Below are 24,883 nucleotides of genomic sequence, written 5' to 3' on the forward strand. Positions count from 1 at the left end.
ACAAACAGTATCACTTTGAGAGCTTAATGATGTGGCGATATAAGGCAAGTCTGCTACAGCATTAGCAGTGCTACTCGTTAACACCATTCCTGTGGTGCTATTTTCCACCAGTGCATTCCCGGGGGATAACGTTAAAAAGCCTTCCTTTCCGGCCTCGTTACAGCTTACCTGTATAGAAGCTAGGTTACTGGCTAATTTTTTCGGTGTCGGGAAATTCTGGCTTAATTGTGTTGGAAAAGTAATATCAGTTTGTGTTATAGGGGTGACTCTGCACGCTTTGAGTGCGGTGATAGTGAAGTTATCACCGCGAGTAAATAAAACGGGTCGACTTTCACTAGTTATGCCACCAGATGTAGCTCGCAAAGCTACCGAGTCAATAGTTGAGCGCAATTTATATGTCCCCGGTTTTAACTTACCGCCAACAGCATAAGCAGAATAACTTGATACAGTAAAGACCGATGCGTTTTGACTATCATTAATACCTGTAGGTTTAAAAAATTTTTTATTGCCACTTCTCGGGTTTATCCCCCAAGAGCCCTCCCCTTTTTCATAGGCATTATTGAAAATATAAAGTCCATTCAATGAAGTTATTTTCGTCTTATTAAGAGTTGCAGAAACATGTTGCATTGCCCCATAATCGCGCATAAATTGTGCATTAAAGGCTCCATTGACGGTAAGTACAATCATCGCACCGTTAGGGTCGTCCTCATTGACAAAGGGAATACCCGTTGTGCCTATTTCAGAATAATAGGGTAACCCTGAAACGACATAGCGTTCAGTGATTCTAAGTCCATAATAATAAGTATTGGCTTCAAGCACCGCTGATGTTATAAGGTAGGCTGTAGTTACTGCAACAGGAGGAACAACCTCTCCTAAATATCCAGTTGCACCAACCGGCACTTTTAATTCAATGGCATGACTCTGTGTGGATAGGGTTAATAAGGTGCTGAGCAAGAGTAATGTTTTTTTCATATTCGTTATGCCTGCTGTAGAAAGTCAATATAAGCGTAAAATAAGTATAATAGTGTATTGTAGAGCATATAACGAAATGCTAAGAGAGAATTTGTATTAGCATTTGTAAGTAATGGATACATTTATAATGGGTAAGAGTAGAGTTATATTTTTTATCCGTTCAGCAATGTGTGTTCTGAGTGTATTAGTGAATATGATACTTTGTGTAATAAGATAGAAAAAAGCCGCAGAGAGTGACTTTACTTGCTATATGCATCCAATAAGTCTTGAATACTCACATCCAGAATACCTGTTATCATGGATAGGTCATCTACGAATATTGATTATTTTCCATTTTCATATTGAATATATTTAGTTTCAAGCACGTCTAGGTATTTTATCATTTCTTTAGTTGAGATATTTTGGGCTATCCGCAAGGATTTAATAAATTCACCGAGCTTTTTATTTTTTATAACTCATCCTACCTTTAGATTTGATACCTTGAATACTGAACTCATATTAAGAAAGCCTAATGTGGATTGCCTTTTTTGTTTTATATATCAGGTTGTTACATTTATTTTTTTGTGGGGTATAAACTCGTTGGTATGAATAATTTTGCTTTCTGTCTCAGTTTTATAGAAAACATAGATGAACACTAACTCTTTGTGAGGTGGCTCACTATTTTAATTAATGCAACTGAGCACCAGCAATATAGGAGAAGAAAATGGATGAGTAAGTGGCTGTGATAAATTGTGACACAAAAGTAATGGGATGTGGTTGGGACTAAGTGATCTTTAAATCATTTTCAAGTATTGTTAAGTGTACCGTTATGGGACGCAATTTCCACTACCTCTGTTAGCTTTTTAATCGGTTTAAACTTTATAGCGTAAAGTGCTTATACGTTATGATTTCATACCATATTACCATATGAGTCAGTAAAGTAGATATAAACACATCATGGTCAACCGCAGAGATTGAAACATTGCAATGTTTCAAATGTTCCATAAATCTTAACAAAGTCACTTTGTTTACGCTAAAAGCGATTGTGTTACCAATATTTTGATTGTTCTTTTAAATAAGGGTAGGTGAACATCATTGTTGTTGATGACTAATGGCCCACCTAGGTCAAACCAAAACTTAAATTTAGGCGTTACTTCAAAAAATAAAATGTCTTTATACCATTTTATGGCATCGTCAAGGCCATCGACATACACATGTACATGGTCTATTGCTGTCAGTTTCATTGCGTACTTCAATAAACATATAGAGTAGGATTCATCAAGGTGAATAATTATGCCAAAAATGATTTTTTAATATTCTATGAGGGGACGGTTGTAGCCTATAAAAAATAATGCCCACCGATAAGTCAAAGATTATTTGAAAAATATAAAATATTCAGGTAAAGATAACTGGATTTATTGCTGCATTGGAGAATGTTACACAGGGTTGAGGGTGTTTTTCGATAAGAAAAATAGTTTTTACACATTTTTCTTGTATTGAATATCAGTTTTTTATGTTTGTGTTGTAACAACGTAGATAGGAACCTAGTTAGCTTAACTTGAAATGCGAGCAATAAGCTAACCTACGGAGTAAAAATGGCAAAGGTAATCACTATTTTTGTATTACTGTACAGTATGAGTTTACCTACTTATGCGATGAAAACCTATCAACTGGATTGCCCTGATCGTGGAATAATGACAGTGCTACATACGAATTATTTAATTACCACTTTGAAATGGGGAAGCGAGTTTTTTGTATCGCGACCGACTATCCGGTATCGCAAGGAAGATGCAAGATATAATATCTACGATTTTTTAAACGGTGATTCTTTGATTAAAACCCTAGGTGACAATAAGCGTTATTATTTTATATATAAAGATGGGGATAGGGTGGAGTGCCATAAGCAAAGTGAAACCCAACTAGTTATTACCCAACTACCTATAGTGCCTTAATAACAGGCTACACCTACCTTTCAAGCTTGTTGTGATATTCTAATTCTGATAAGTTTTGCTTCTTCTAATACGCGCTTAGGTAAATAGACTTAATGAAACTTATTTCTTCACTTTTTTGTTCTTTTTTGATTGCTGGGTGTACATTTAATCCTAGTTTTGAAGCGAATAAATCAACATGGCCAAAGCCACATAAAGATCAGCGCACATCTGAACAAAAAAGAATAGATAGAGAAGCTGTACATGAACAACAAAGAGCAGTGATGAGAGGTGAAAAACCAGATTATGGTGTTTTTGATAGGTACTAACTTTTTGTTAAGTGTTTTTTAAAACTGTATGTTATAAACCTTTCTTTTATCACTAAAACAAGTGATTTTCTGGTGGTGAAAACCACCAGTTAAACCATACAATTATATTTCAATACGCCAATATGAATGGTCTCAATACTACCTTGGGGTGACGGTGACTGAGGCTTCATAACCTAATAAATACAAAGCTTGCTCTAAAATATCGAGCTTAGAAGCATAATGGATATCGAGTAAGCGTTCTATCTGCTGCGCATTGATATTTAACCTACGGGCGATATCGAGTCGTTGAATTTTTGAATCTAGCATCGCATTATGTAAGGCAATTTTTAGGCAGCAAGTTATTGGTAGGTAGACAGTGAATGCATTCTCAGTTGGTTGAGTTGGCGTAGGTATTCGTTTTTTCCCTTCAATATACTCTGCAAAAGTGGCTAATAATATTTCTTGGGCTTCTAATTCAACATCTTCTCTACAATAGCTCACACCTTGAAGATCAGGAAAATCAGCAAAACTGATTTCATATGCTCCTTCTTCCTCGACAAACTCGACTGTTGCTTGATAAGTAAACATACCTTTCCTTTTGCTTTTTTAATGAGGGAGGAAGTGTTGCATTTGCTTGAGGGTAAAACAAGGGATAACACATGACTTCCGAGTTTGTATGCTTATCTCTAACCATTATAAGGTAGGCCAAGGAAAAACAGACTAGCTAAAAACCTGATGGGAAGGCCGATAATTTTTCATATGGTCGCCTTAACACAAATGCATCAATAGCGGAATAGTTTTATTCGGAAACTATTAAGAAAGACAAGAAATATATGTGAATTAAGTCACAAACTTAACAATATTTTTAAGCTTAAAATGCAGCAAAATTTGTATCTTTTATAAGCATTATTTTAACTGAATTATTTTAAATAAAATTAATTTATTTTTATTGTTGTTGTTATTGAATTACGGGGTTTACTTAGATTTGGTTTTTAGTCAGCACCATTTGTTAAAATAAAAGTATATAGTAATCTTTGTAAATAATAACACATAGTTATTAGGTGAGCAGTGTACAGTTGGGGGCCATTTAAAAAAATAAGTATTGTTACCAGTAAAAATGTGTTTATCGGCAATTATTTTGATCATATTTTGAGTATATTAAAATGATACAAAAAACATATCCTGAACAGAATGTTCTTAATTGAAACCTCTATTTTTTCTCAAGATGATAAAAGAGATTAGTTATCGTAGGTTGATCATTTTATTAAAAAAAATAAATATTCGACTATTTAAATAGAAAAATAAAATCGAATTAATACAAAAATAGACTTTAATGAAGTAATAACAAGATGATTACTGAAAATATAAAATAAGCAAAAATATATAACAATGAATTTTAAGTTAAATGAATGATTAATTATATGCAATACTCACAAAGTTAATTAATTTTATTAATATTATGATGTGACTATATAATAGACAATGTTTAATGATTCTAATGAAATTTGTGTGGGGTGACGATAATATGTATGACAATATAATTATTTTTTATCTATACACGATTGAATAATTTTGAATGATGGTTCGTTTTTCAATTAAACGTATTGAAAATTAATGACTAAATTTTATTCCTCTTATGCCGATATTGACTTAAATGTAATTTCAACAATTCAGTTTCTCAATACCAAACTTTGATTTGGATCAATATGTTGGCTTTGATGTTGTGATTGGTTTTTATTGCTTAGTTATCGCATAAGGAGAGTGAACAGATTGATTAAAATCCTGCCATTTACCTTAGGTTGATTCAAAATGTTGTAGATATTTGGGATAAGATGAAAGAAGATAAAGAAATAATAAAGATTATTTAATGAATTAATGGGTAATCGCCCCAATGGTACAAAAAGAAACATAAGTACCTTGAATAGTTAATTTAGTGGTGCATAATAATTGACGACTAATAATGACATCGGCAAATTCTGACTTTTACCGAAAATGCTAACTTTCTAGTCATTCTTTATTGTTGTAGGTATTCAGGAAATGTATTTAATTTAAGTTTGAAACTTTGTGTTTTTATACTCCAAACTGGGTATTCACCAATGGACAACATGGGAAAGTAATGGAATACATATACCCAATTTAATTACTTTTTATATTTAATAATTTGGCTACACACAATACTTTCAAATTCATATTTGTTCTTTTTGCACACAGATGTTGATAAATATTCGTAAAGGAAAAAAAATGAGCTCGACGACAGATTTTCTGAAGCATATATACGATATTAACCTCTCATATTTGCTATTAGCCCAAAAACTCATCTCTCAAGAGAAAGCCTCTGCGATGTTCCGTTTAGGTATCTCTGATGCAATGGCAACTACTTTAGCAGAACTCACGCTTCCTCAATTAGTCAAATTAGCAGAAACAAACCAGCTAATCTGTCAGTTTAGATTTGAGAATAGCGATACGATAGAAAAGCTAACTCGTGATTCAAGGGTGGATGAATTGCAACAAATTCATACAGGTATCTTACTTTCGACCCGATTATTGCAAACGCATAATGAAGGCGACAATGAAATAGCGAGAAAAAGATGAGTACCGCAGCTGAGAAAAGTATTGTTAAAGAAGCGAATGATATTCGCTTAGCAATGGAGTTAATCTCTTTAGGGGCTCGTCTTCAAATGTTAGAAAGCGAAACTCAAATCAGTCGTGGCCGATTAGTTCGTTTGTACAAAGAGCTAAGAGGCTGCCCTCCACCAAAAGGAATGCTACCTTTTTCGACAGATTGGTTTATGACATGGGAGCAAAATATTCATTCATCCATGTTTTATAATGCTTATCAATTTTTACTCAAAAGTGGCCAATGCAAAGGGGTTGATGCCATATTAAAAGCGTATCGGTTATACCTTGAGCAATGTATTCCAGAGCCTGATCAGGAACCTTTGTTAGCTTTAACGCGTGCTTGGACGCTTGTCCGTTTTGTTGAAAGTGGCATGTTGCAAAGTTCACAATGCAGTTGTTGCCATGGGTCATTTATTACTTATGCACATATCCCTGAAAACAGTTTCACTTGCAGTTTATGCCAGCCGCCATCAAGAGCAATAAAAAAACGTAAACTTTCCGAGCATCTAGCCGATATTACGGTATATCGACAGGATGGCATTACTAAAGCGGTAATGTAATTGGATTGATTGGTCAACAGGCAAAGCTTTTTGCCTGTCATTTCCAAAATTCCCTTTGACTGCCATCTGTTAACCAACGGAGTGAAAGGGAATATTGTGTTAATACTCATCGGGTATCTCATTGTTACAGTAGCGGTTATTGGCGGATATATAATGGTCGGTGGCCATTTAGGTGCGTTATATCAACCAGCTGAATTTGTCATTATTTTAGGCGCAGGCTTAGGTGCGTTTGTTGTTGGTAACAGTGGCAAATCTATCATCGCTTTGTGCAAAGTATTACCAAAACTCTTTCGCCGTTCTTCTTATAACAAAACCATGTCGATGGATTTAATGGCGTTGTTATTTCAATTACTCAATAAATCACGTCAACAAGGGTTACTTGCCCTTGAGAAAGATATTGAGAACCCGCAAGAAAGTGAAATTTTTTCCCAATACCCTCGTATTTTAAAAGATGAAACAACCATGATGTTTGTGGTGGATTATTTGCGTCTGATGGTAAGTAGTAACTTACAAAGCCATGAAATTGAGGCGTTAATGGATGAAGAATTAGAAACCTTTCGTCAAGAAAATGAAGTCCCAGCTTCAGGTTTAAACATGGTTGGAGACTCGATGCCTGCATTCGGGATTGTTGCTGCAGTTTTAGGCGTAGTGAATGCGCTTGGCTCGGCCGACCGTCCTGCGGGAGAGTTAGGCGCTTTAATTGCCCATGCAATGGTTGGGACATTTTTAGGTATTTTAGTCGCTTACGGATTTATTCTGCCATTAGCAGCACTGATTAGGCAGCGTAGTAGCGAACAACTGAAAATGATGGAGTGCATTAAGGTGACCTTTCTTTCAGCATTACAAGGTTATGCGCCGCAAATCGCCGTTGAGTTTGGTCGTAAAGTACTCTTTAGCGTAGATAGACCTTCCTTTGTTGAACTTGAGGATAGAGTTCGTGAGGTGAAAGTAGGCGCTCGCACACAAGAAACGACTGAGGAGTAGCATTAGGATGGCAGCCAATACTCCTCATATTATCCGAGTTAAAAAGCGTAATTCACATCGGCAAAGTGGCCATGGCGGTTCATGGAAAATTGCTTATGCCGATTTTATGACTGCAATGATGGCGTTCTTTCTCGTGATGTGGCTGATCTCAATTTCAAGTCCTCAGGAACTGACTCAGATTGCTGAGTATTTTCGCACCCCATTAAGTACCGCAATTAACCCAGGTAAAAAAAGTGGGGATGCTACAAACCCAATTCCCGGTGGTGGTAAAGACCCTATTTTCCGCGAAGGGGATGTGATGCCAGAACCAAACAATATTATTGACGGTGACGCAAATTATCGCTTTGAAAAATTAAAAAAGTCCCTTGAACAAGCCATTTTAAAAGACCCTCGTTTGAACGAATTAAAACCACATTTGCTCATTGATATGATTAATGATGGTTTACGTATCCAAATTGTTGATAGTGAAAATCGACCCATGTTTAAAGTGGGGTCTGCCACTGTTGAGCCTTATATGCGCGATATCCTACGTGCGATTGCACCGCTTCTGAATGATGTCCCAAACCGTATCAGCATTTCCGGTCATACGGATGATTTACCTTATGCTAATGGGGCAAATTATAGTAACTGGGAGCTGTCATCTGACCGAGCAAACGCTTCTCGTCGTGAGTTAATTCGTGGAGGGATGGATGAAAACAAGGTACTACGAGTTGTAGGAATGGCATCTGCAATCCATTTAGATACCGAAGATGGACTTGCACCTATTAACCGCCGGATAAGCATTATCGTGTTAAATGATGAAGATGCAAAACAAATATTACGTGAATACAGTGGGGCAAAACCCATCAACGATGTTCTGAATAAACCGCAAAAAATATCGTCTGACCCCATTGTGGATGAAATATCTGCGGTAAAAATACCGTGATAAATCATAGTAATTTGAATTTATTACATGATTTGTTTAGTTGTCTGCCGGTCATTCCGGCAGACAGCGTTAAGTGAAACCTAAGCGAAACTGGATAAAAACCATGGATATTACCGAGTTTTATCAAACATTTTTCGATGAAGCCGATGAGTTGCTCAGGGATATGGAACAACATTTACTTGAGCTTGATCCTTTTGACCCGGACAGCGAACAGCTAAATGCCATTTTCCGCAGTGCCCATTCAATAAAAGGAGGAGCTGCAACCTTTGGTTTCACTCAGTTGCAAAACACCACTCATACATTGGAAAACTTGCTGGATAAAGCGCGTCATGATGAGTTAACGCTCACACCTGACATCATTGACGTATTTCTTGATGCAAAAGATGTAATGGCGTCACAGTTAGATGCGTATAAAAATGATTCTTTACCTGATGAGGAAACATTTAAGCGGATTTGCGAGGTCCTTAGCCGGGTTGAAAACCATGCTGAGGAGGTCACTGAGCTAGCTCCATCGCAAACGGAACAATTAGTTGAAACTGAGATTGCTGAAACGGCCACGTCACAAGGCGAGTTTTCACACTATTTTATGATCACATTAAATCAACTAAAAGAAAGTGAAGTTGATTTACTTGCCGATGAATTAAGTTTATTTGGCAATCTGTACCACACTGAAAAAACCGCTGATAGCCTACAGGCTTGGCTTGGAACTAATACAGATATTGATGATATTTGTGGCGTATTATGTTTTGTGGTTGACGAGTCACAAATTACTCATCAAACGGTCTCTTTTAGCGACTGCCAGGCTGTTGCTCCTGAAAAAATCACTGCTAGTGAACCTGACAACCAAGCCAACGCCAACGTTGTTGAGCCGAAGGAAGAAACTAAGCCAGTAGCCACATCACCGGCTACTGCTGTAACAACGAATACATCGAAAAAACCTGCTGTAGCTAAACCCAAAGGGGACTCTAGCAGTATTCGTGTTGCAGTCGAAAAAGTTGACCAACTGATTAACTTAGTTGGCGAGCTAGTCATTATCCAATCTATGTTGACGCAACATAGCCAGCAAGTAGACCAAAACGAATACAGCGATTTATTAAGTTCGATTGTGCAATTAGAGCGGAATTCACGGGCATTACAAGAATCTGTTATGTCTATTCGCATGATGCCAATGGATTATGTCTTTAGCCGTTTTCCTCGCATGGTACGCGATATTGCATCGAAATTAGGCAAAAAAATCGAACTCAAAGTGGAAGGTAGCTCCACGGAGCTAGATAAAAGCTTAATAGAGCGGATTGTTGACCCGCTAAATCATTTGGTACGCAATAGTCTTGATCACGGAATTGAAAAACCAGAAGTTCGGTTAGCCAATGGTAAACCAGAAGCTGGCACATTGACGTTGGCTGCGGCACATCAGAGCGGCAATATTTGCATTGAAGTTCGTGATGATGGTGCGGGGTTAAACCGTGAACGCATTTTGGCAAAAGCCAAGTCTCAAGGCATGAATGTGCATGACGGGATGAGCAATGATGAAGTAGCCATGCTGATTATGGCACCCGGTTTTTCAACTGCTGAGGTCGTGACGGATGTCTCTGGTCGGGGTGTTGGAATGGATGTTGTTAAGCGGAACATTCAAGACATGGGAGGGCGTATTCAGATAGGTTTCACCGAAGGTAAAGGGACAATCATCCGTATTTTACTCCCCTTAACTTTGGCTATTCTCGATGGTATGTCCGTAAAAGTTGCGGAAGACGTATTTATCGTGCCGTTAAGCGCCATCATCAGCACATTACAACCACGTCAGGAAGATATTTACCGTTTAGCGGGTGAAGAAAAAATGTTGCTTGTGCGTGGAGAATACTTACCACTCGTTGAATTACATAATGTTTTTTCAATTGACGGGGCTGAACGCCATTTAGATAACAGCATTGTGTTGATTATCCAAAATGCAGGTCATCGCTTTGCCTTATTAGTTGACAAGCTAGTAGGACAACAACAAGTGGTGGTGAAAAATATTGAAAGTAATTATCGCAAGATCCCAGGTATTTCTGCAGCAACAATTATGGGCGATGGCTCTGTTGCATTGATTTTAGATGTGGCCGAGCTGCAAAGAATGAATAACAGCATTTTGATTAAAAAGAAACAACAGGTTTCTCAACCTGTCGTGCACTAAATAGAGGCCATACACCATGTCTATGTTAGATGATGATTTAAATAAACACGAAGAAGAAAAGAACGGCGAAGGCTATCTTATTTTCACTTTAGGTGAAGAAGAGTACGGCATTGAAATTTTAAAAGTGCAGGAAATTCGTGGCTATGAGCAGGTTACTCGTATCGCGAATACACCAGATTTTATTAAGGGCGTGACCAATTTACGTGGTGTGATTATCCCTATTATTGATTTACGCGTGAAATTCTCCCATGAAAACGTGGTGTATAACGATAATACCGTTGTCATTGTGGTGAATTTAAAAGACCGAGTCGTTGGAATTGTTGTGGATGGTGTTTCTGATGTGCTGGTATTAAATGAAGAACAAATCGCACCGCCACCTGATTTTGCAGTGACCTTATCGACACAATATTTAACAGGTCTTGGGACAGTTAATGACCGTATGTTGATATTAGTCGATATTGAAAAGTTACTAACAAGCGATGAAATGGCACTAATTGACAGCATGGCTGAGTAATTCTCAGCCTAACTATTTGTGCAAATAATAATAAGTCATTGGCTAAAGTTTTTGGCTTGATGACCGATATCCAAAATACAACAAAATTATGTTAGTAAAACGTCATGTACAGTCGAATTAAAATCGTATCAGGACTTTTGTCCGTCATTTTTATCTTTATTTTACTGCAGCTGGTATCCAGTGGTTTGATGTTTACCAAACTGGGCGATAACAGCGACAGTATAAATTACTTGAATTCATTACAACGCCAAAGGCAAGTCTTAACAGAAAGTTGGGTTAATTTATTACAAGCTCGAGCTAATTTAAATCGGTCAATTAACGCTTATTTATTAGAAGGGCGCAAAATTCAAGACGATGCCACCAATGAAGAGCTGATTAAGGCTGCGAAAAATAACTTCAAAGCGGCGGATGGTGCTTATGACCGTTATAAGAAGCTAATGCAAAGTTCGGATTATGATAAAGCCAAATTTGAACAGCTTTTTAGCACTTATGAAACCTACCGAAATGCACTAATTAAGCTAGGTGAATATGCAGAAAAAGGTGATTTAGAAGGCTTTTATGCCCATAGAACCTCAGGGCATCAAGTGAAATTTGAAGAGCAATTTAACGCATATTTTGCTGATATCTCCTCTGACTTTCAAGCCGAAGTCGTAAATGCAGACAATAATTATCGCCAGTCATTATATATGTTGATGACGTTATCGATTGCGTTAGCCTTTATTGGATTCTTCAGTTATCGCTATGTTCGTAAGGGAATTATTGAACCTCTCAGTTTATTAAACCAACGAATTCAAGTCTTTGCTTCAGGGGATTTGACGCCAAATATAACCACAACGGCGAACAATGAAATTGGTGAGTTGGCGAATGGTGTCCAGCACATGCAGCAGGAGTTGATTAATACGGTGCGTGGCGTATTGGATGGTAGCGAAACTATTTACCAAGGCACTACTGAGATTGCTGCGGGTAATAATGATTTATCTGCACGAACAGAGCAACAAGTAGCTTGCTTGGAAGAGACTTCTGCCAGTATGAGTGAGCTGACGGCAACGGTGAAACAAAACACTGAGTATGCACATCAAGCCAGTGAATTTGCTAGCCAAGCATCGGTTATTGCGAAAGAGGGCGGTAAGGTTGTTTCCAATGTGGTGAGTACCATGTTGAACATTGCGGATAGCTCGCAAAAAATTTCTGATATTACCGCCGTCATTGACAGCATTGCCTTCCAAACCAATATCTTAGCATTGAATGCAGCAGTAGAAGCTGCACGAGCGGGTGAGCATGGACGCGGGTTTGCAGTCGTTGCCGATGAAGTGCGTAACTTAGCTCAGCGTAGTGCGGATGCGGCAAAAGAAATTAAAACGCTTATTGAAGATTCAGTATCAAGAACGGATACCGGGGCACGCCAAGCTGAAGACGCAGGTGAGACAATGACTAAAATTGTCGAATCGGTTACCCGTGTGACAGACATTATGACTCATATTGCAACGGCTTCCGATGAGCAAAGCAAAGGGATTGCCCAAGTCAGCATCGCCGTAGCCGAAATGGATAAAGTCACACAGCAAAACGCGTCTTTAGTTGAGCAATCGGCAGTTGCTGCCAATGTATTGGAAGAACAAGTCGCGAAACTGTCGCAATTGATTTCTATCTTCCGCTTACCACCATTAAAACAAAGTGAAATACGTAATATTAAACCGGCAGAAAGAACGGTTTCGAATATCGTTAAAACGCCGGATTTAACAAAAATATCATCGAAGGAACATAAAGATGATGACAATTGGGAAACTTTCTAACGATTAAGCTCAGTTTTACGCTGCAAAGCTTCGGTTTTGCAGCGTTTCTGTGCATTAGAAAACAAGGCAATGTATTAGGCGATCAGTTCTCTTAGCTGGCACAAGTGGGGATTTCAATGTTTGGTAAAAATATCCGGATTTCAGTGAGTTTATATCTACTTCTCATTTTATTTTGTGGGATGCAGATCGTGTCTAGCGGGGTTTCTGTTGGAATAGTTGTTAGTGAATTAAATTCATTGGAACGCATCGATTTAGGGTCAAATAAGCGTGCACTATTAGAAGAAACGAATAAACACTTAATGCAGGCACGTAACAGCCTGACGCAAATTGCATTACTGAATAAAGTTGGGGGGCATGAGCCCCTGATAGAAGAAACACAGGTGACATTCGATAATTTACTAGCGGAAGCGGCTAAAGATTACACCGAATTTAAAAACCAGCCAATCCTTAGTGAAGAAGAGAACCTCGCGGCGCTGGATGAAAGGTACCAAGCTTTTGTTATCACATTAAAAGCGTTAAAAGCGCATTTAGATAATAAAGATGTTCCAGCTTACATTGCCTTACCCGCTCAAGAAAACCAAGAACAACTTGAAGCAGGGATTCGCGATTACCTCGATTTACTGAAAATCGAGAATGAAGAGTCTTTATCTGCGGCAAGGATGTACAACACCTTCGCTTGGAGCTCATTTATCTCTGTTATCGTGATCATCATAGTAGTCATCGCATTTGCCCACTATTGGATGAAACGCAAGGTAATCACTCCTCTTAAAAGTATGGGAGAACACTTTGCATTAGTCGCAGATGGGAAATTAAACCAAACTATCGAAGTGAAAACGGGTGATGAAATTGGCGAGGTTTTTGGCAAGTTAAAGCAAATGCAAGAGTCTTTAGTCACATCAGTGACAGCGCTGCGTTCAAATACCGACCAAATGTATACGGGTATCCGCGAAATTGCTTTAGGCAATAATAACTTATCCTCACGTACTGAGCAGCAAGCCGCATCTTTGGAAGAAACGGCGGCTAGTATGGAAGAGCTGACAGCAACGGTTAAGCAAAACGCAGACAACGCGCGTCAGGCGAGTGAATTGGCGGTGAGTGCTTCTAAGACGGCAACGAAAGGGGGCGAAATTACAGAAGATGTCATCGATACCATGACGTCGATTGCAAACAGCTCTCAAAAAATCAGTGCCATTATTAGTGTGATTGATGGTATTGCCTTCCAAACTAACATCTTAGCGCTAAATGCTGCTGTTGAAGCTGCGCGAGCGGGTGAACAAGGGCGAGGTTTCTCTGTTGTTGCAGGGGAGGTTAGGGCCTTAGCCCAGCGCAGTGCCGAAGCCGCCAAAGAAATTAAAACTCTTATTGATGAGTCCGTGGGCCGTGTAAGCCAAGGCTCTCAATTAGTGAATGAAGCGGGTACCACAATGAGTGAGTTGGTTGCAGCTGTTAACCAAGTTACTGAATTGATGGGAAATATTGCTTCAGCCTCAAATGAACAAAGTCGGGGTATTGAGCAAGTAGCTACCGCTGTAAGCCAAATGGATCTTGTCACCCAGCAAAACGCAGCTTTAGTGGAACAATCTACTAGTGCTACTGCCGCCTTAGAAGATCAGGCTAACAACTTAGTTGATACCGTTGCGTTCTTTGAACTCCCCGAAAATGGGACTCAGCGAATTCGACGTTGAGTAGATGAGTTTTAATTTACAGTTTTAAGTGAATCAATTTATTGGTTTTCGGCTGAGGAAGTGAAACACAATTTTCATTTCCTCCGCCATCAAGAGCAGCCTGAATATCCGGCTGCTTCTGGGTTTTTATTGAATAGGACGACAAGTACGATGCTTTTTGTACCACAGGTGGAACCACTGACTGATGACGAGTTTAGTCGGGTTTGTCGATTTATTCATAAAAAATCAGGCATTGTCCTTACCATGAATAAAAAAAATATGGTCTATAACCGGCTATTAAAGAGGTTAAGGGATTGTAATATCGGCAATTTTTCGGATTATTTGCGGATGTTAGAGCGTGAACCTCAGCATCCAGAGTGGCAAGCTTTTGTAAATGCTTTAACCACCAATTTAACGGCTTTTTTCCGCGAACCGCATCATTTTGTGACGCTGGCGGAGTTTATCCGTACACGGAAAAACAGCCCTATTAATGTTTGGTGTGCAGCTTCTTCGACTGGTGAGGAACCCTACTCTATCGCCATGACACTGAGTGATGTTCTGGGGCCTAATGCTGTTAATGCCAAAGTGATTGCTAGTGATATTGACACTGAAGTCTTGGAAAGAGCTAAGCAGGGTGTATACCGCATTGAAGAGTTGAAGAACCTAAGTGCATTACAGCGACAGCGCTATTTTATGAAAGGTGTTGGTGAGTTTGATGGCTATGCCCGAGTGAAACCCGCATTACGGCAAATGATTGAATTTCGTTACTTAAATCTTAGCGACCATGACTGGCAATTACAGCATCGTTTTGACGCTATTTTTTGCCGTAATGTCATGATTTATTTTGATAAAGAAATGCAAATGAAAATGCTAGAGCGTTTTGTTCCATTGCTTAAGCCAGATGGTTTGTTATTTATTGGACATTCAGAAAATTTATCTCAGTTATCGCAAAGTTTTGTGATTAAAGGGCAAACCGTCTACAGCTTGCAAGCTGCGAGGAGGGGGTAATGAAAAAAATTAAAGTGCTATGTGTGGATGACTCAGCACTGATGCGTCAATTAATGCGCGAAATTATTAATAGTCATGAAGACATGGTAGTGGTGGATACCGCTCCAGATCCTTATGTTGCACGTGACTTAATTAAACAACATGAGCCTGATGTCATTACGCTAGACGTCGAAATGCCACGTATGGATGGTATTGATTTCTTAGAAAAATTAATGCGTTTACACCCAATGCCCGTCGTCATGGTTTCGACATTAACCTCTAAAGGTTCCGAAGTGACGTTAAAAGCACTGGAATTAGGCGCGGTAGATTTTGTCACCAAACCGCAAATTGGTATCCGTGAAACGATGATCAGTTATCGCGATGTGATTGGTGAAAAAATTCGTGCAGCGGCGATGTCAAAAATTACACAGCGCAGTCGTTTTACGCGTGCAGAGAAAAAAGTTACAGAGCCGATTTCACAGGCTAAAGCTTTGTCTCTATATGTTTGTAATAGCCGAGTCATTGCGGTTGGTGCATCGACTGGGGGGACAGAGGCGATACGTCAATTTCTTGAAATGCTCCCTAAAGAGTGCCCGCCCGTAGTGATCACCCAGCATATGCCCGCAGGGTTTACTCGCTCGTTTGCTGAAAGACTAAATAAACTTTGCGTGTTGACAGTCAAAGAAGCGGAGCACAACGAATTGCTGCAAAAAGGCCATGCGTACATTGCTCCTGGCGACTCACATATGCTAATTGCAGATAAAGGCAAAGGTTTTCAAGTCATTTTGCAACAGAGTGAGCCGGTTAACCGCCATCGCCCATCTGTTGATGTGTTATTTGATTCTGTTGCCCAGTGTGTTGGCCGAAAATGTATTGGCATTTTGCTGACAGGAATGGGAATGGATGGGGCAAAAGGGCTACTTAATTTACGCCAGCAGGGGGCTATCACTTATGCGCAAAACGAAAGTAGTTGCGTTGTATTTGGTATGCCGCGTGCTGCGATAGAAATGGATGCGGCGGATGAGGTGCAAGATATTCTTAAAATTGCCCCTAGCGTTTTAGCAAGACTTTCTTCTGTGTCGGTTTAACGATGCAGAAATTCACAATTGTTTTTTGAAGGAGTGGTTATGGCCGCTAAAGATCTCAGTTTTTTGGTTGTCGATGATTTTTCTACAATGCGTCGTATCGTCCGTAACTTATTAAAAGAGCTCGGGTTTAATAAAATAGAAGAAGCAGAAGACGGCGTTGATGCATTAGAGAAGATCCGCACAGGCAATATCGATTTTGTTGTTGCAGATTGGAACATGCCAAATATGGATGGTTTAGAACTGCTTAAAACTATCCGTGGTGATGATGCCCTGAAACATATTCCAGTTCTAATGGTCACCGCAGAAGCCAAAAAGGAAAATATTATTGCAGCCGCGCAAGCAGGAGCAAGTGGTTATGTGGTTAAGCCGTTTACCGCAGCTATCTTGGAAGAAAAATTAAATAAAGTTTTTGAAAAAATGGGTCTGCAATAAACGCGTATACCAAAGGAGATTGTCATGACAGAACAGTGTGGTATCGGGAGCAATCGCAATGGTAATGATGATTTAAAACAAGTCATTACGCGGATTGGTACCTTAATGAGAACGCTAAGAGAGAGCATGCGAGAGCTTGGTCTTGAAAAAAGTGTTCAACAGGCGGTTGCCAGCATTCCTGATGGTAAAGATAGGTTACGTTATATTGCTCAAATGACTGCGCAAGCGGCAGAAAAAACGTTAAATGGCATTGATGTTATCAAGCCATTACAAGTTGATATGAATAAAAACGCACAAGCGTTACAACAGCAATGGCAAGAAGCGGAAAATGATGCTGTCCCGGCTCAATTGCGACAATCAACAGAGGCATTTTTAAGCCAAGTGATCCAAGACAGCGAAACGACTAAAGCTGAACTACTTGAAATTATGATGGCGCAAGATTTCCAAGATTTAACAGGGCAAGTCATCAAAAAAATGATGGAAGTTGTTGAAGAAGCGGAAAAACAATTACTGGCTTTGTTGATGGAGAATACGCCACCAGAAATGCGCGTCAAAACGCAAAATGAAGGTTTGCTCAATGGGCCTCAAATTAATAAAGAAGGTGTGAACGTAATGGCATCACAGTCACAGGTTGATGATCTTCTTGATGAACTCGGTTTCTAACCGAACATTTTAAGCCTTTGTTTATGGAGCTACCCTAATAGTCATCCTGCTAGAGTAGCTTCAATTTAGTTGAATTATATCTTCATCAGGCTGCAAGCGGCTGCGCTGTTGACTACATTCATTCACCTTAGTCACTTTGTTGATAGAGGCTTTATCGACGAGTTCATTTATTGGCTAGCGCTAACTTGAGTTATTTAGAGTATAGGGGGTATTGTAATGATAAATAACGATTTAATCTCTACTATAGTCAGGGACACTGAAACAGAACAACATAATGAGACTGATATTGAATCACCTTATATAGAATTAGAAATACGCAAAGAGATGATTAACCAGCTTAAATTAGCCCGCATTGCCAATAATTTAACCCAAGTCCAAATCGCTGAAAAAATGAAAACGCAAAAGCAAAATATTTCACGTTTAGAAAAAGGGCAATTTGACCCTAAGCTTGGCACATTACTAAAGTATGCAGATGCATTAGGCATGCGCCTTTCACTGAGCGTCACGGTCAAATAAGTTGAAAGGTACAGCGAATATTAATCATGCTGATATACCGTGATGATTTTGCTGCCGAGCACCTGTTCTAGTTGGTCGATAAAGCAGTCTTGTATGTCCCAATTATGGAAGCTAAAACCTAAATTTCCAAAAGCCCATTGTGGGTCAAAATTCCAACCGGAAAGTGGGGCATTGAAGTTGCAATTAAAACACCCAAGAATTTCAGGTCTCCCTTCGTACCAATCGGAAACGGTATCGCCCCATGCGTTACTATGTTCACTTTGTTCTTTGGCGCATTGTGGGCAATAAATACCAAGACCATTTCCCCCTGCGTGGAATACGGTGCGTTCGGTGACGATAGTTAAATAGTTTTTTAATGTCTCTTCAGGTAATTGAGTCGGTACTATCTCATCATTGACAACATAGAGAATTGGCTCTTTATAGGCGGGCGTTGGGCGATAAATGACTTCACCATATTCAATATGTTGAAAATGTGGGTCAATAATGCCTTGTTGCTTTAGCCAATTAAGTATGTGCTGCGCATGCTTAGGGGCATCTTCTAAGGGAATATCAGGGGCAACAAGATGACAAATATCCATAATAACCTTTTATTGTTAAAAGCCATCAATAAGTAAGTCAATTGCGTGTTTAATCGTGTTTTGTTGGCAGTTCAAGTCAACGATTTCTTTCCCTAATAATGAATGAGGGACGCAAGCCATTTGGTGTGTCATTAAAACAAACACCTCCCCGTTGCTAAATAACTGGGGGTTAAGGCAAGTAGGTAATGGTTTTTTAGCTAGCCTGCTATCGAATAACGGGATGACTAAAAGAGTATTCAATATATCAATAATATTACTTTGAATGTCCAGTAAATACGGGTGTTTGACTGTATCTTCTCGATTTTGATAGAGGCAATATTGCATTAAAAACCCTTGTATTTATCTGAGAGTAATCCGTATTCTTCATTGTTCCTATTTAATTGATTAAAACCTTCGATATTTTCATTTTTCCACTTTTGTGCTTCTAGGCGTTTTAATTCAGCTTGTAAGGCACAAGTTAGTATTGCAGATAAGTTGAGTTTAGCCCGCCATGCTTGTTCGCAGAGCTCAGGCGTTACAGTGACACTGATATTTTTTTATTCTTTATTAATACGAAATATAGGATTATCTTCAGTGAGCGCTCATGTTTGCGAAGCTATTCGCAAGATTGCTGGCTTATTGCTCAATGGGCAAATAACCCCCTCGAAGTGTGTCTATTTTCCACCATTGATTTTCTTACACTCTGTCATGCTATGCGATAACTCGTATTTTAAAATGATGGAACAGATGTGTCCGACGAGAGTGATGTAGAAAAAACAGAAGAACCCACTCCCCATAAAAAGCAGAAAGCCAAAGATGATGGGCAAATAGTTCGTTCAAAGGAATTGAGCTCGTTAATGATGATGTTAGCGGGTATTAGCTTACTGTGGCTAAGTGGTGGGCATCTGGCAACTCAACTAAGACAAATAGCTCGTCAAGGGTTTATTTTTGATGGGCATTATTTACAAAATACGGGCTTAATGATCAGCTACTTAGGTAGGGTCGTTAGTGAGGCATTATTTGCTTTACTTCCGGTGATTGGTGGGTTGGCGCTCGTTGGGATTTCGGCTTCGTCACTGGTGGGCGGGCTAGTATTTAATAGCAAATTGATTAAGTTTGATTTGAAAAAACTTAACCCGTTGAAAGGGTTAAAACGTATTTTTTCAATGAATGCATTATCTGAGCTATTTAAAGCAATTTTGAAATCGTTATTTGTTGGGTTAGGGGCCTTTATATTTTTATGGGAAAGTTGGCCATCATTGCTGCATTTAGTGATGGAATCACCGATTACCGCCCTTAGTAATGCACTACAAAAAGTAATTTTTGCTGGCTACTTAATTGTCTTTTTACTGATCCCAATGGTGGCGTTTGATGTGTTTTACCAATTTCGCTCTCATTTGAAAAAATTAAGAATGAGCCGCCAAGAAATCAAAGATGAATTTAAACAGCAAGAGGGTGACCCCCAGATAAAAGCCAAAATTCGCCAGCAGCAACGTGCTATCGCGCGTAATAGGATGATGGCGGATGTCCCCAATGCGGATGTGATAGTCACCAACCCAACCCATTATGCGGTGGCGCTAAAATATGATGATAAAAGAATGGGAGCGCCAAAAGTATTAGCAAAAGGTGCCGGGGTTTTTGCTCAACGTATTAAAGAAATCGGTGAAGAACACCGAATATTGCAGTTAGAAGCACCGCCCTTAGCACGTGCATTATATCGCCATGCAGAGATAGGACAAAGTATCCCTGTTGCCTTATATGCTGCGGTAGCAGAAGTTTTAGCATGGGTTTACCAATTACGTCGTTGGCGTCGTGAAGGTGGGCTCAGACCGAAAAAACCGAAAAATTTACCAGTGCCACCAACACTGGACTTTGCTGGAGATAACAATCGAGATGGCTAATTTGGCTTCACTTTTAAAATTGCCGAAAAACTTACAAGGAACGCAGTGGCAAATACTTGCGGGTCCGGTTCTTATCTTATTGATTTTGTCGATGATGGTACTGCCATTGCCGGCATTTTTATTGGATTTATTGTTTACTTTTAATATCGCACTTTCCATCATGGTATTGCTAGTGGCGATGTTCACTAAACGGACCCTCGATTTTGCCGCGTTTCCAACCATCTTGTTATTCGCCACATTGTTACGTCTTTCCCTTAACATTGCTTCCACGCGGATTATTTTACTTGATGGTCATACAGGGCCAGACGCAGCAGGGCGAGTCGTTGAAGCATTTGGCCACTTTTTAGTCGGCGGTAATTTTGCTATCGGTATTGTGGTATTTATCATCCTAGTATTGATTAACTTTATGGTTATCACTAAAGGTGCGGGGCGCATTGCGGAAGTGGGCGCACGCTTCGTACTTGATGGTATGCCGGGTAAGCAAATGGCTATCGACGCAGACCTCAATGCTGGCATCATTAGTGATGACGAAGCGAAAAAACGCCGTGCCGAAGTAACCCAAGAAGCTGATTTTTACGGTTCAATGGACGGGGCGAGTAAGTTCGTCCGTGGCGATGCTATCGCGGGGATCATGATTATGGTGATTAACGTGATTGGAGGCTTAATTGTTGGGGTCGGTCAACATAATATGTCTCTGGGGGATGCGACCAGTGCCTATACCTTGTTAACCATCGGTGATGGTTTAGTCGCCCAAATTCCGGCATTAATTATTTCGACCGCGGCAGGGGTTATCGTCACTCGTGTTGCAACGGATGAAGATGTGGGTGAACAGATGGTCAACCAACTCTTCAATAACCCGCGAGTGATGTGGCTCAGTGCAGGGGTCCTTGGGCTAATAGGTTTAATACCTGGAATGCCTAACTTTGTTTTCCTGTTGTTTACTGCAGCGTTAGCGGCATTGGGTTGGTATCTAGTTCGTAAAGCTCAGCAACCGGAAAATGCCGCGGGGGACAACAACCAAGCACAACATTTTCAAGAAGCGAACAAAGTTGTTGAAGCAACGTGGGATGATGTGCAATTAGAAGACTTGTTAGCGATGGAGGTCGGGTATCGATTGATACCGCTCGTTGACAGTGAGCAGCAAGGTGAATTGCTGGGTCGCCTTCGTGGTTTACGTAAGAAATTCGCTCAAGAAGTAGGCTATTTGCCCCCTGTTGTCCATATTTGTGACAACCTAGCACTTTCCCCATGTGAATACCGTATTTTAATTAAAGGCGCTGAAGTTGGGCGTGGTGAAGCACAACCGGGGCGTAGTCTTGCTATCGACCCTGGTAATGCGGCGGGGTCATTGCAAGGTGATGAGACTAAAGAACCTGCATTTGGTTTACCTGCCGTTTGGATTGATGATGATTTACGTGAGCAAGCGCAAATTCAAGGCTATACGGTAGTGTCTGCGAGTACCGCGGTAGCAACGCATTTCAATCAAATTTTATTGCAAAACTCAAGCACGTTATTTGGTCGCCAAGAAGCACAAATGTTATATGACCGAGTGAAAAAAGAGATGCCAAAACTGGCTGATGACCTGATCCCCGATACCATCTCATTAACAATTTTGCACCGTGTTCTACAGAATTTATTAATGGAAGACGTAGTGATCCGCGATATGCGTACCATTATTGAAACACTAGCAGAAATGGCGGGGGAAAATGGCGAGCAAAAAGACACGGACTATTTAACTTCGCAAGTGAGAATTGCATTAGGCCGCGCTATTACTCAACAGTGGTTTGGTAATGCAGAAGAAATTCAAGTTATTGGTTTAGATGCGGGGCTTGAACAAATTTTATTGCAAGCGGCCAAAAATGGTGGGGGCTTAGAGCCTAACCTTGCGCAGTTTATTCAAACTCAAGCAGAACAAGCAATTTCTCACCAAGAAGCGATGGGGGCTCCTACAGTGTTATTAGTTAACCATGCTTTACGCCTAATTTTATCGCGTTTCTTACGCCGAAGTTTGCCGCAGTTAGTGGTGATGTCTAATTTAGAAATGACTGACCACCGTAAGATTAGAATGACTTCGATGATTAGTGGTAGCTAACCCTGTTGCGCCAACCTATATGGCCAGTAGGATAGGTATGTTATTGTTTTAAGGCATATACCGAAGGCGTGTATTTGAACCCACGTTAAAGCGTAAAGAAAGTATGCAAGGTCACTCTTATTCGAGTGGCCTTTTCGCATTTGATAGCTGATTAAAATGAACCAATTTGTTTATGAGGGGAAACTGAATTAGGCCTTTATCAGAGGCTTCTTAGATGGGCTGCATATCAGGGGATAGCCAGCAGGTCGGTTAAATGGCGGTAGGTTTCCTTTAGTCGACTTAATGTTGAAGCTATATCAGGTCATTGAGTAAGCTGTCTGATAGGCTTTGAGATGATAAAAAAGGGTTTTTGAACTAGGCAGAACACAGCTTAAATCGAAATTTTTTTACCTAAAACAGGGCGTTTTGATTCTAAACCATCAGCACCATAAGTGGATTGGTTATTGTGTTTCTTTACAAAGTTTAGGCGTTGAGCATTGAGTTCTATATGTAATTGCAGCATTTGGTGGTTGCGATAGTTTAATTCTTTTAAGCTGGTTGTTAATACTTTAATCGCTTCCCATACACTGGCTAATTCAGTATTACCTTCATAAGGCGCGGTAATTTCTGCTTGTGATTCGAGTTGTAGCCGCTGGGTCTCCCCATGGCCTATCGCCGCAACAAGGAAACGTTTTTGTTCAGTCGTTTCCTGAAAAGGCGAAGGCGGAACACGCTGGTAACCTAATAGTAGTTCCTCATTTTTCATCACGATTTGCAATGATTGTAAATGAGCATGTTGCTGTTCTAGCAAGATTAATAGTTCATCAGTCATGGTAGTTATTTATTTCATTGATAACATGCACTCATGTGCATCACGTAAAATGCCATCAGCAATCTTTTCTGCATCCATTTTCAGGGTGCCATCTTTGATAGCTTGTTTAATTTGTTCAACTTTAGCGCTGTTAATATCGCTAGCTTGGGGCTGTAATAATTTTTTTTGCAGCTCACTCGGGACAAATGTACTTTCTTTAATGATTTCATTTGTCGAAATTTTTTTATCGCGCATCGGGGTAGCCGTATCTTGTGGGTCACGGTTTGTTACCTGAGTTAGCGCAGAAATTGCAGGTGTTTGCTCAATAGCCATAATGTGTTTTCCTGTTCCCGATTTTTATCATATGAGAGTTATCGGCGTATTTTGTGGGATCTTTAGTCTTTATAGTGTTACAAAATATTGCCTTTATTCGTCATATTTCAAGCCGCCTCTGCGTTAACTTACGCTCATTCGCACTAGTCACTTACTTATGTAAGCTCCTAGCGACTCATTCACTTGTCGCCTTGATGCGACTTGAACTATTTAGAATAAAGGTTCATTTTGAGTGAGTTGACATTAAGTACAGACTCGTCATATTCGGTCTTGATGGCATTTATTTTAATGCGATATTAACACTGCCATTCTCTTGTGCTAACCCATTGACTACTTGACCATTGAGTAATCTTACACGAATATTTTGCCCAATGGTGGCATTATTAATGGCGCGCCCCTCATACTTCACCGAGAAATTATCGCCATTAGCAAAAACAAATACGGTTTGACCTGCTTTTATTGCCCAAGGGAGCCGGATCATCGATTTGGTAAATGTTTGCCCCGCAGGGATATTACGAAGTGCTATTGCGCCGCGTAGTGCCATTTTATCAGTACTCGCTCCAGCGGGAAGCTTATGTAATAAGCCTTTTTTACTGCCAATATCCACAAACTCAATAGATTCACCACGATTTATATTACGTGTTGCAACGAAATATTGCCCCGTCACATTCACAATTAGCTGAATAAATTGTTTTTTCTTACCACACTGCACTGGAATAGATACATTTCCCATATTTCTGCCCCCAATAGGTGGACTGATTTGGGGTTTCTCACAGCTTGGCCAACGTTCAATCGGCGTTTTGATCTCAATAGAAACTTGGTTTTTTTTACCGTGAATTTGGCGGAAATAGTGATTGATATCTTGAGGTAATGAGGCTTGAGCAAGGCTAATGGTTAACCCTAATACACTAATTACAATGCTAAATGACAGCTTTTGACGATAACGCATGTAGGGATAGCCTCCTTGGTAAGCAAACTTTTTCACGATTGCAGTTTACGCAGGTCTTTAATAATGAATGAGCCAAATAGGTCAATTATTTTGCCTTTATCTTGCCATTAGATTTTTTAGTAGACGGCTAAGATATGCAGGTCGAATTTTAAATTATATGAG

The 24,883-nt window shown here is 39.7% G+C and carries 26 protein-coding genes; 17 read left to right on the plus strand and 9 right to left on the minus strand.

The features are described 5' to 3' along the window. The coding region (locus tag ACPEH5_RS00710; protein ID WP_423727011.1) for a hypothetical protein at positions 1-972 on the minus strand (972 nt) is incomplete at its 3' end. Between the two features lie 1,007 nt (positions 973-1,979). Continuing rightward, complete coding sequence (locus tag ACPEH5_RS00715) at positions 1,980-2,195, minus strand: hypothetical protein (RefSeq protein WP_048606782.1); 216 nt, start codon at positions 2,193-2,195, stop codon at positions 1,980-1,982. Between the two features lie 351 nt (positions 2,196-2,546). On the opposite strand from ACPEH5_RS00715, the gene ACPEH5_RS00720 reads away from it, so the two are divergent. Both ACPEH5_RS00720 and ACPEH5_RS00725 read left to right on the plus strand, forming a co-directional pair. Next, on the plus strand, positions 2,547-2,903 hold the full coding sequence (locus tag ACPEH5_RS00720; RefSeq protein ID WP_042844291.1) for a hypothetical protein: 357 nt from the start codon (positions 2,547-2,549) through the stop codon (positions 2,901-2,903). Between the two features lie 92 nt (positions 2,904-2,995). Beyond that, complete coding sequence (locus ACPEH5_RS00725) at positions 2,996-3,208, plus strand: AAA family ATPase (protein ID WP_129465768.1); 213 nt, start codon at positions 2,996-2,998, stop codon at positions 3,206-3,208. A gap of 138 nt (positions 3,209-3,346) precedes the next feature. On the opposite strand, the gene ACPEH5_RS00730 is transcribed toward ACPEH5_RS00725, so the two are convergent. Then, positions 3,347-3,775, minus strand: a complete 429-nt coding sequence (locus ACPEH5_RS00730) for an antitoxin HicB (protein WP_042844289.1) — start codon at positions 3,773-3,775, stop codon at positions 3,347-3,349. A gap of 1,653 nt (positions 3,776-5,428) precedes the next feature. Between ACPEH5_RS00730 and flhD the strand changes: the two genes are divergently transcribed. From flhD to ACPEH5_RS00795, 13 genes are all read left to right on the plus strand, one after another. Beyond that, a complete protein-coding gene (gene flhD, locus ACPEH5_RS00735) occupies positions 5,429-5,779 on the plus strand; it encodes a flagellar transcriptional regulator FlhD (RefSeq protein ID WP_042844288.1) in 351 nt (116 codons plus the stop codon). Next, on the plus strand, positions 5,776-6,366 hold the full coding sequence (gene flhC / locus ACPEH5_RS00740) for a flagellar transcriptional regulator FlhC (protein WP_042844287.1): 591 nt from the start codon (positions 5,776-5,778) through the stop codon (positions 6,364-6,366). Before flhD ends, flhC begins: the two co-directional genes overlap by 4 nt. Before the next feature lie 96 nt (positions 6,367-6,462). Then, the gene (motA, locus tag ACPEH5_RS00745) at positions 6,463-7,350 is read left to right on the plus strand and encodes a flagellar motor stator protein MotA (RefSeq protein ID WP_042844286.1); all 888 of its coding nucleotides are present in this window, start codon (positions 6,463-6,465) and stop codon (positions 7,348-7,350) included. A gap of 7 nt (positions 7,351-7,357) precedes the next feature. After that, positions 7,358-8,275 carry a flagellar motor protein MotB gene (gene motB / locus ACPEH5_RS00750; protein WP_042844285.1) on the plus strand — a complete coding sequence of 306 codons (918 nt, stop codon included), beginning with the start codon at positions 7,358-7,360 and terminating at the stop codon, positions 8,273-8,275. Positions 8,276-8,378: 103 nt separating this feature from the next. Continuing rightward, positions 8,379-10,445, plus strand: coding sequence for a chemotaxis protein CheA (gene cheA / locus ACPEH5_RS00755; protein ID WP_042844284.1), 2,067 nt, complete (start codon positions 8,379-8,381; stop codon positions 10,443-10,445). 16 nt (positions 10,446-10,461) lie between these two features. Beyond that, positions 10,462-10,959: a chemotaxis protein CheW gene (gene cheW, locus ACPEH5_RS00760; protein WP_042844283.1), complete on the plus strand. Its 498-nt coding sequence runs from the start codon at positions 10,462-10,464 to the stop codon at positions 10,957-10,959. A gap of 104 nt (positions 10,960-11,063) precedes the next feature. Beyond that, entirely contained in the window at positions 11,064-12,749 is a 1,686-nt protein-coding gene (locus ACPEH5_RS00765) for a methyl-accepting chemotaxis protein (protein WP_131679911.1), read from the plus strand. Positions 12,750-12,865: 116 nt separating this feature from the next. Further along, entirely contained in the window at positions 12,866-14,434 is a 1,569-nt protein-coding gene (locus ACPEH5_RS00770) for a methyl-accepting chemotaxis protein (RefSeq protein ID WP_129465769.1), read from the plus strand. 150 nt (positions 14,435-14,584) lie between these two features. Next, entirely contained in the window at positions 14,585-15,421 is an 837-nt protein-coding gene (locus ACPEH5_RS00775) for a CheR family methyltransferase (RefSeq protein ID WP_042844279.1), read from the plus strand. Then, the gene (locus tag ACPEH5_RS00780) at positions 15,421-16,488 is read left to right on the plus strand and encodes a protein-glutamate methylesterase/protein-glutamine glutaminase (protein WP_281111174.1); all 1,068 of its coding nucleotides are present in this window, start codon (positions 15,421-15,423) and stop codon (positions 16,486-16,488) included. The genes ACPEH5_RS00775 and ACPEH5_RS00780 overlap by 1 nt, the downstream gene beginning before the upstream one ends. A 39-nt stretch (positions 16,489-16,527) precedes the next feature. Then, positions 16,528-16,920: a chemotaxis response regulator CheY gene (cheY, locus tag ACPEH5_RS00785; protein WP_034782834.1), complete on the plus strand. Its 393-nt coding sequence runs from the start codon at positions 16,528-16,530 to the stop codon at positions 16,918-16,920. Positions 16,921-16,944: 24 nt separating this feature from the next. Then, positions 16,945-17,583, plus strand: a complete 639-nt coding sequence (locus tag ACPEH5_RS00790; RefSeq protein ID WP_042844277.1) for a protein phosphatase CheZ — start codon at positions 16,945-16,947, stop codon at positions 17,581-17,583. Between the two features lie 216 nt (positions 17,584-17,799). Continuing rightward, the gene (locus tag ACPEH5_RS00795; RefSeq protein ID WP_042844276.1) at positions 17,800-18,099 is read left to right on the plus strand and encodes a helix-turn-helix transcriptional regulator; all 300 of its coding nucleotides are present in this window, start codon (positions 17,800-17,802) and stop codon (positions 18,097-18,099) included. Positions 18,100-18,119: 20 nt separating this feature from the next. Here the strand turns inward: ACPEH5_RS00795 and ACPEH5_RS00800 are convergent, their stop codons facing one another. The 3 genes from ACPEH5_RS00800 to ACPEH5_RS00810 are packed head-to-tail and all read right to left on the minus strand — an operon-like array spanning position 18,120 to position 19,207. Then, on the minus strand, positions 18,120-18,677 hold the full coding sequence (locus ACPEH5_RS00800; protein ID WP_129465770.1) for a hypothetical protein: 558 nt from the start codon (positions 18,675-18,677) through the stop codon (positions 18,120-18,122). Positions 18,678-18,692: 15 nt separating this feature from the next. Then, positions 18,693-19,001, minus strand: coding sequence for a CcdB family protein (locus ACPEH5_RS00805; protein ID WP_272663741.1), 309 nt, complete (start codon positions 18,999-19,001; stop codon positions 18,693-18,695). Beyond that, on the minus strand, positions 19,001-19,207 hold the full coding sequence (locus ACPEH5_RS00810; protein WP_072035164.1) for a type II toxin-antitoxin system CcdA family antitoxin: 207 nt from the start codon (positions 19,205-19,207) through the stop codon (positions 19,001-19,003). The genes ACPEH5_RS00805 and ACPEH5_RS00810 overlap by 1 nt, the downstream gene beginning before the upstream one ends. Before the next feature lie 198 nt (positions 19,208-19,405). Between ACPEH5_RS00810 and flhB the strand changes: the two genes are divergently transcribed. Together flhB and flhA are read left to right on the plus strand one after the other, a co-directional pair. Next, positions 19,406-20,557: a flagellar biosynthesis protein FlhB gene (flhB, locus tag ACPEH5_RS00815; RefSeq protein WP_048606786.1), complete on the plus strand. Its 1,152-nt coding sequence runs from the start codon at positions 19,406-19,408 to the stop codon at positions 20,555-20,557. Next, entirely contained in the window at positions 20,550-22,649 is a 2,100-nt protein-coding gene (gene flhA, locus ACPEH5_RS00820; protein ID WP_042844272.1) for a flagellar biosynthesis protein FlhA, read from the plus strand. Before flhB ends, flhA begins: the two co-directional genes overlap by 8 nt. Positions 22,650-23,019: 370 nt before the next feature. Here the strand turns inward: flhA and ACPEH5_RS00825 are convergent, their stop codons facing one another. The 3 genes from ACPEH5_RS00825 to flgA form a co-directional block, all read right to left on the minus strand. Continuing rightward, complete coding sequence (locus ACPEH5_RS00825; protein ID WP_042844271.1) at positions 23,020-23,460, minus strand: flagella synthesis protein FlgN; 441 nt, start codon at positions 23,458-23,460, stop codon at positions 23,020-23,022. Positions 23,461-23,469: 9 nt separating this feature from the next. Then, positions 23,470-23,772: a flagellar biosynthesis anti-sigma factor FlgM gene (gene flgM, locus ACPEH5_RS00830; protein ID WP_042844270.1), complete on the minus strand. Its 303-nt coding sequence runs from the start codon at positions 23,770-23,772 to the stop codon at positions 23,470-23,472. Positions 23,773-24,052: 280 nt separating this feature from the next. Then, positions 24,053-24,721 (minus strand): flagellar basal body P-ring formation chaperone FlgA, encoded by a 669-nt coding sequence (gene flgA, locus ACPEH5_RS00835; protein ID WP_206226935.1) that lies wholly within the window; start codon positions 24,719-24,721, stop codon positions 24,053-24,055. Positions 24,722-24,883 lie beyond the last annotated feature (162 nt).

Origin of the sequence: Providencia sp. NPDC089933 (assembly GCF_049545585.1) — a bacterium.
Lineage (GTDB): Bacteria > Pseudomonadota > Gammaproteobacteria > Enterobacterales > Enterobacteriaceae > Providencia > Providencia huashanensis.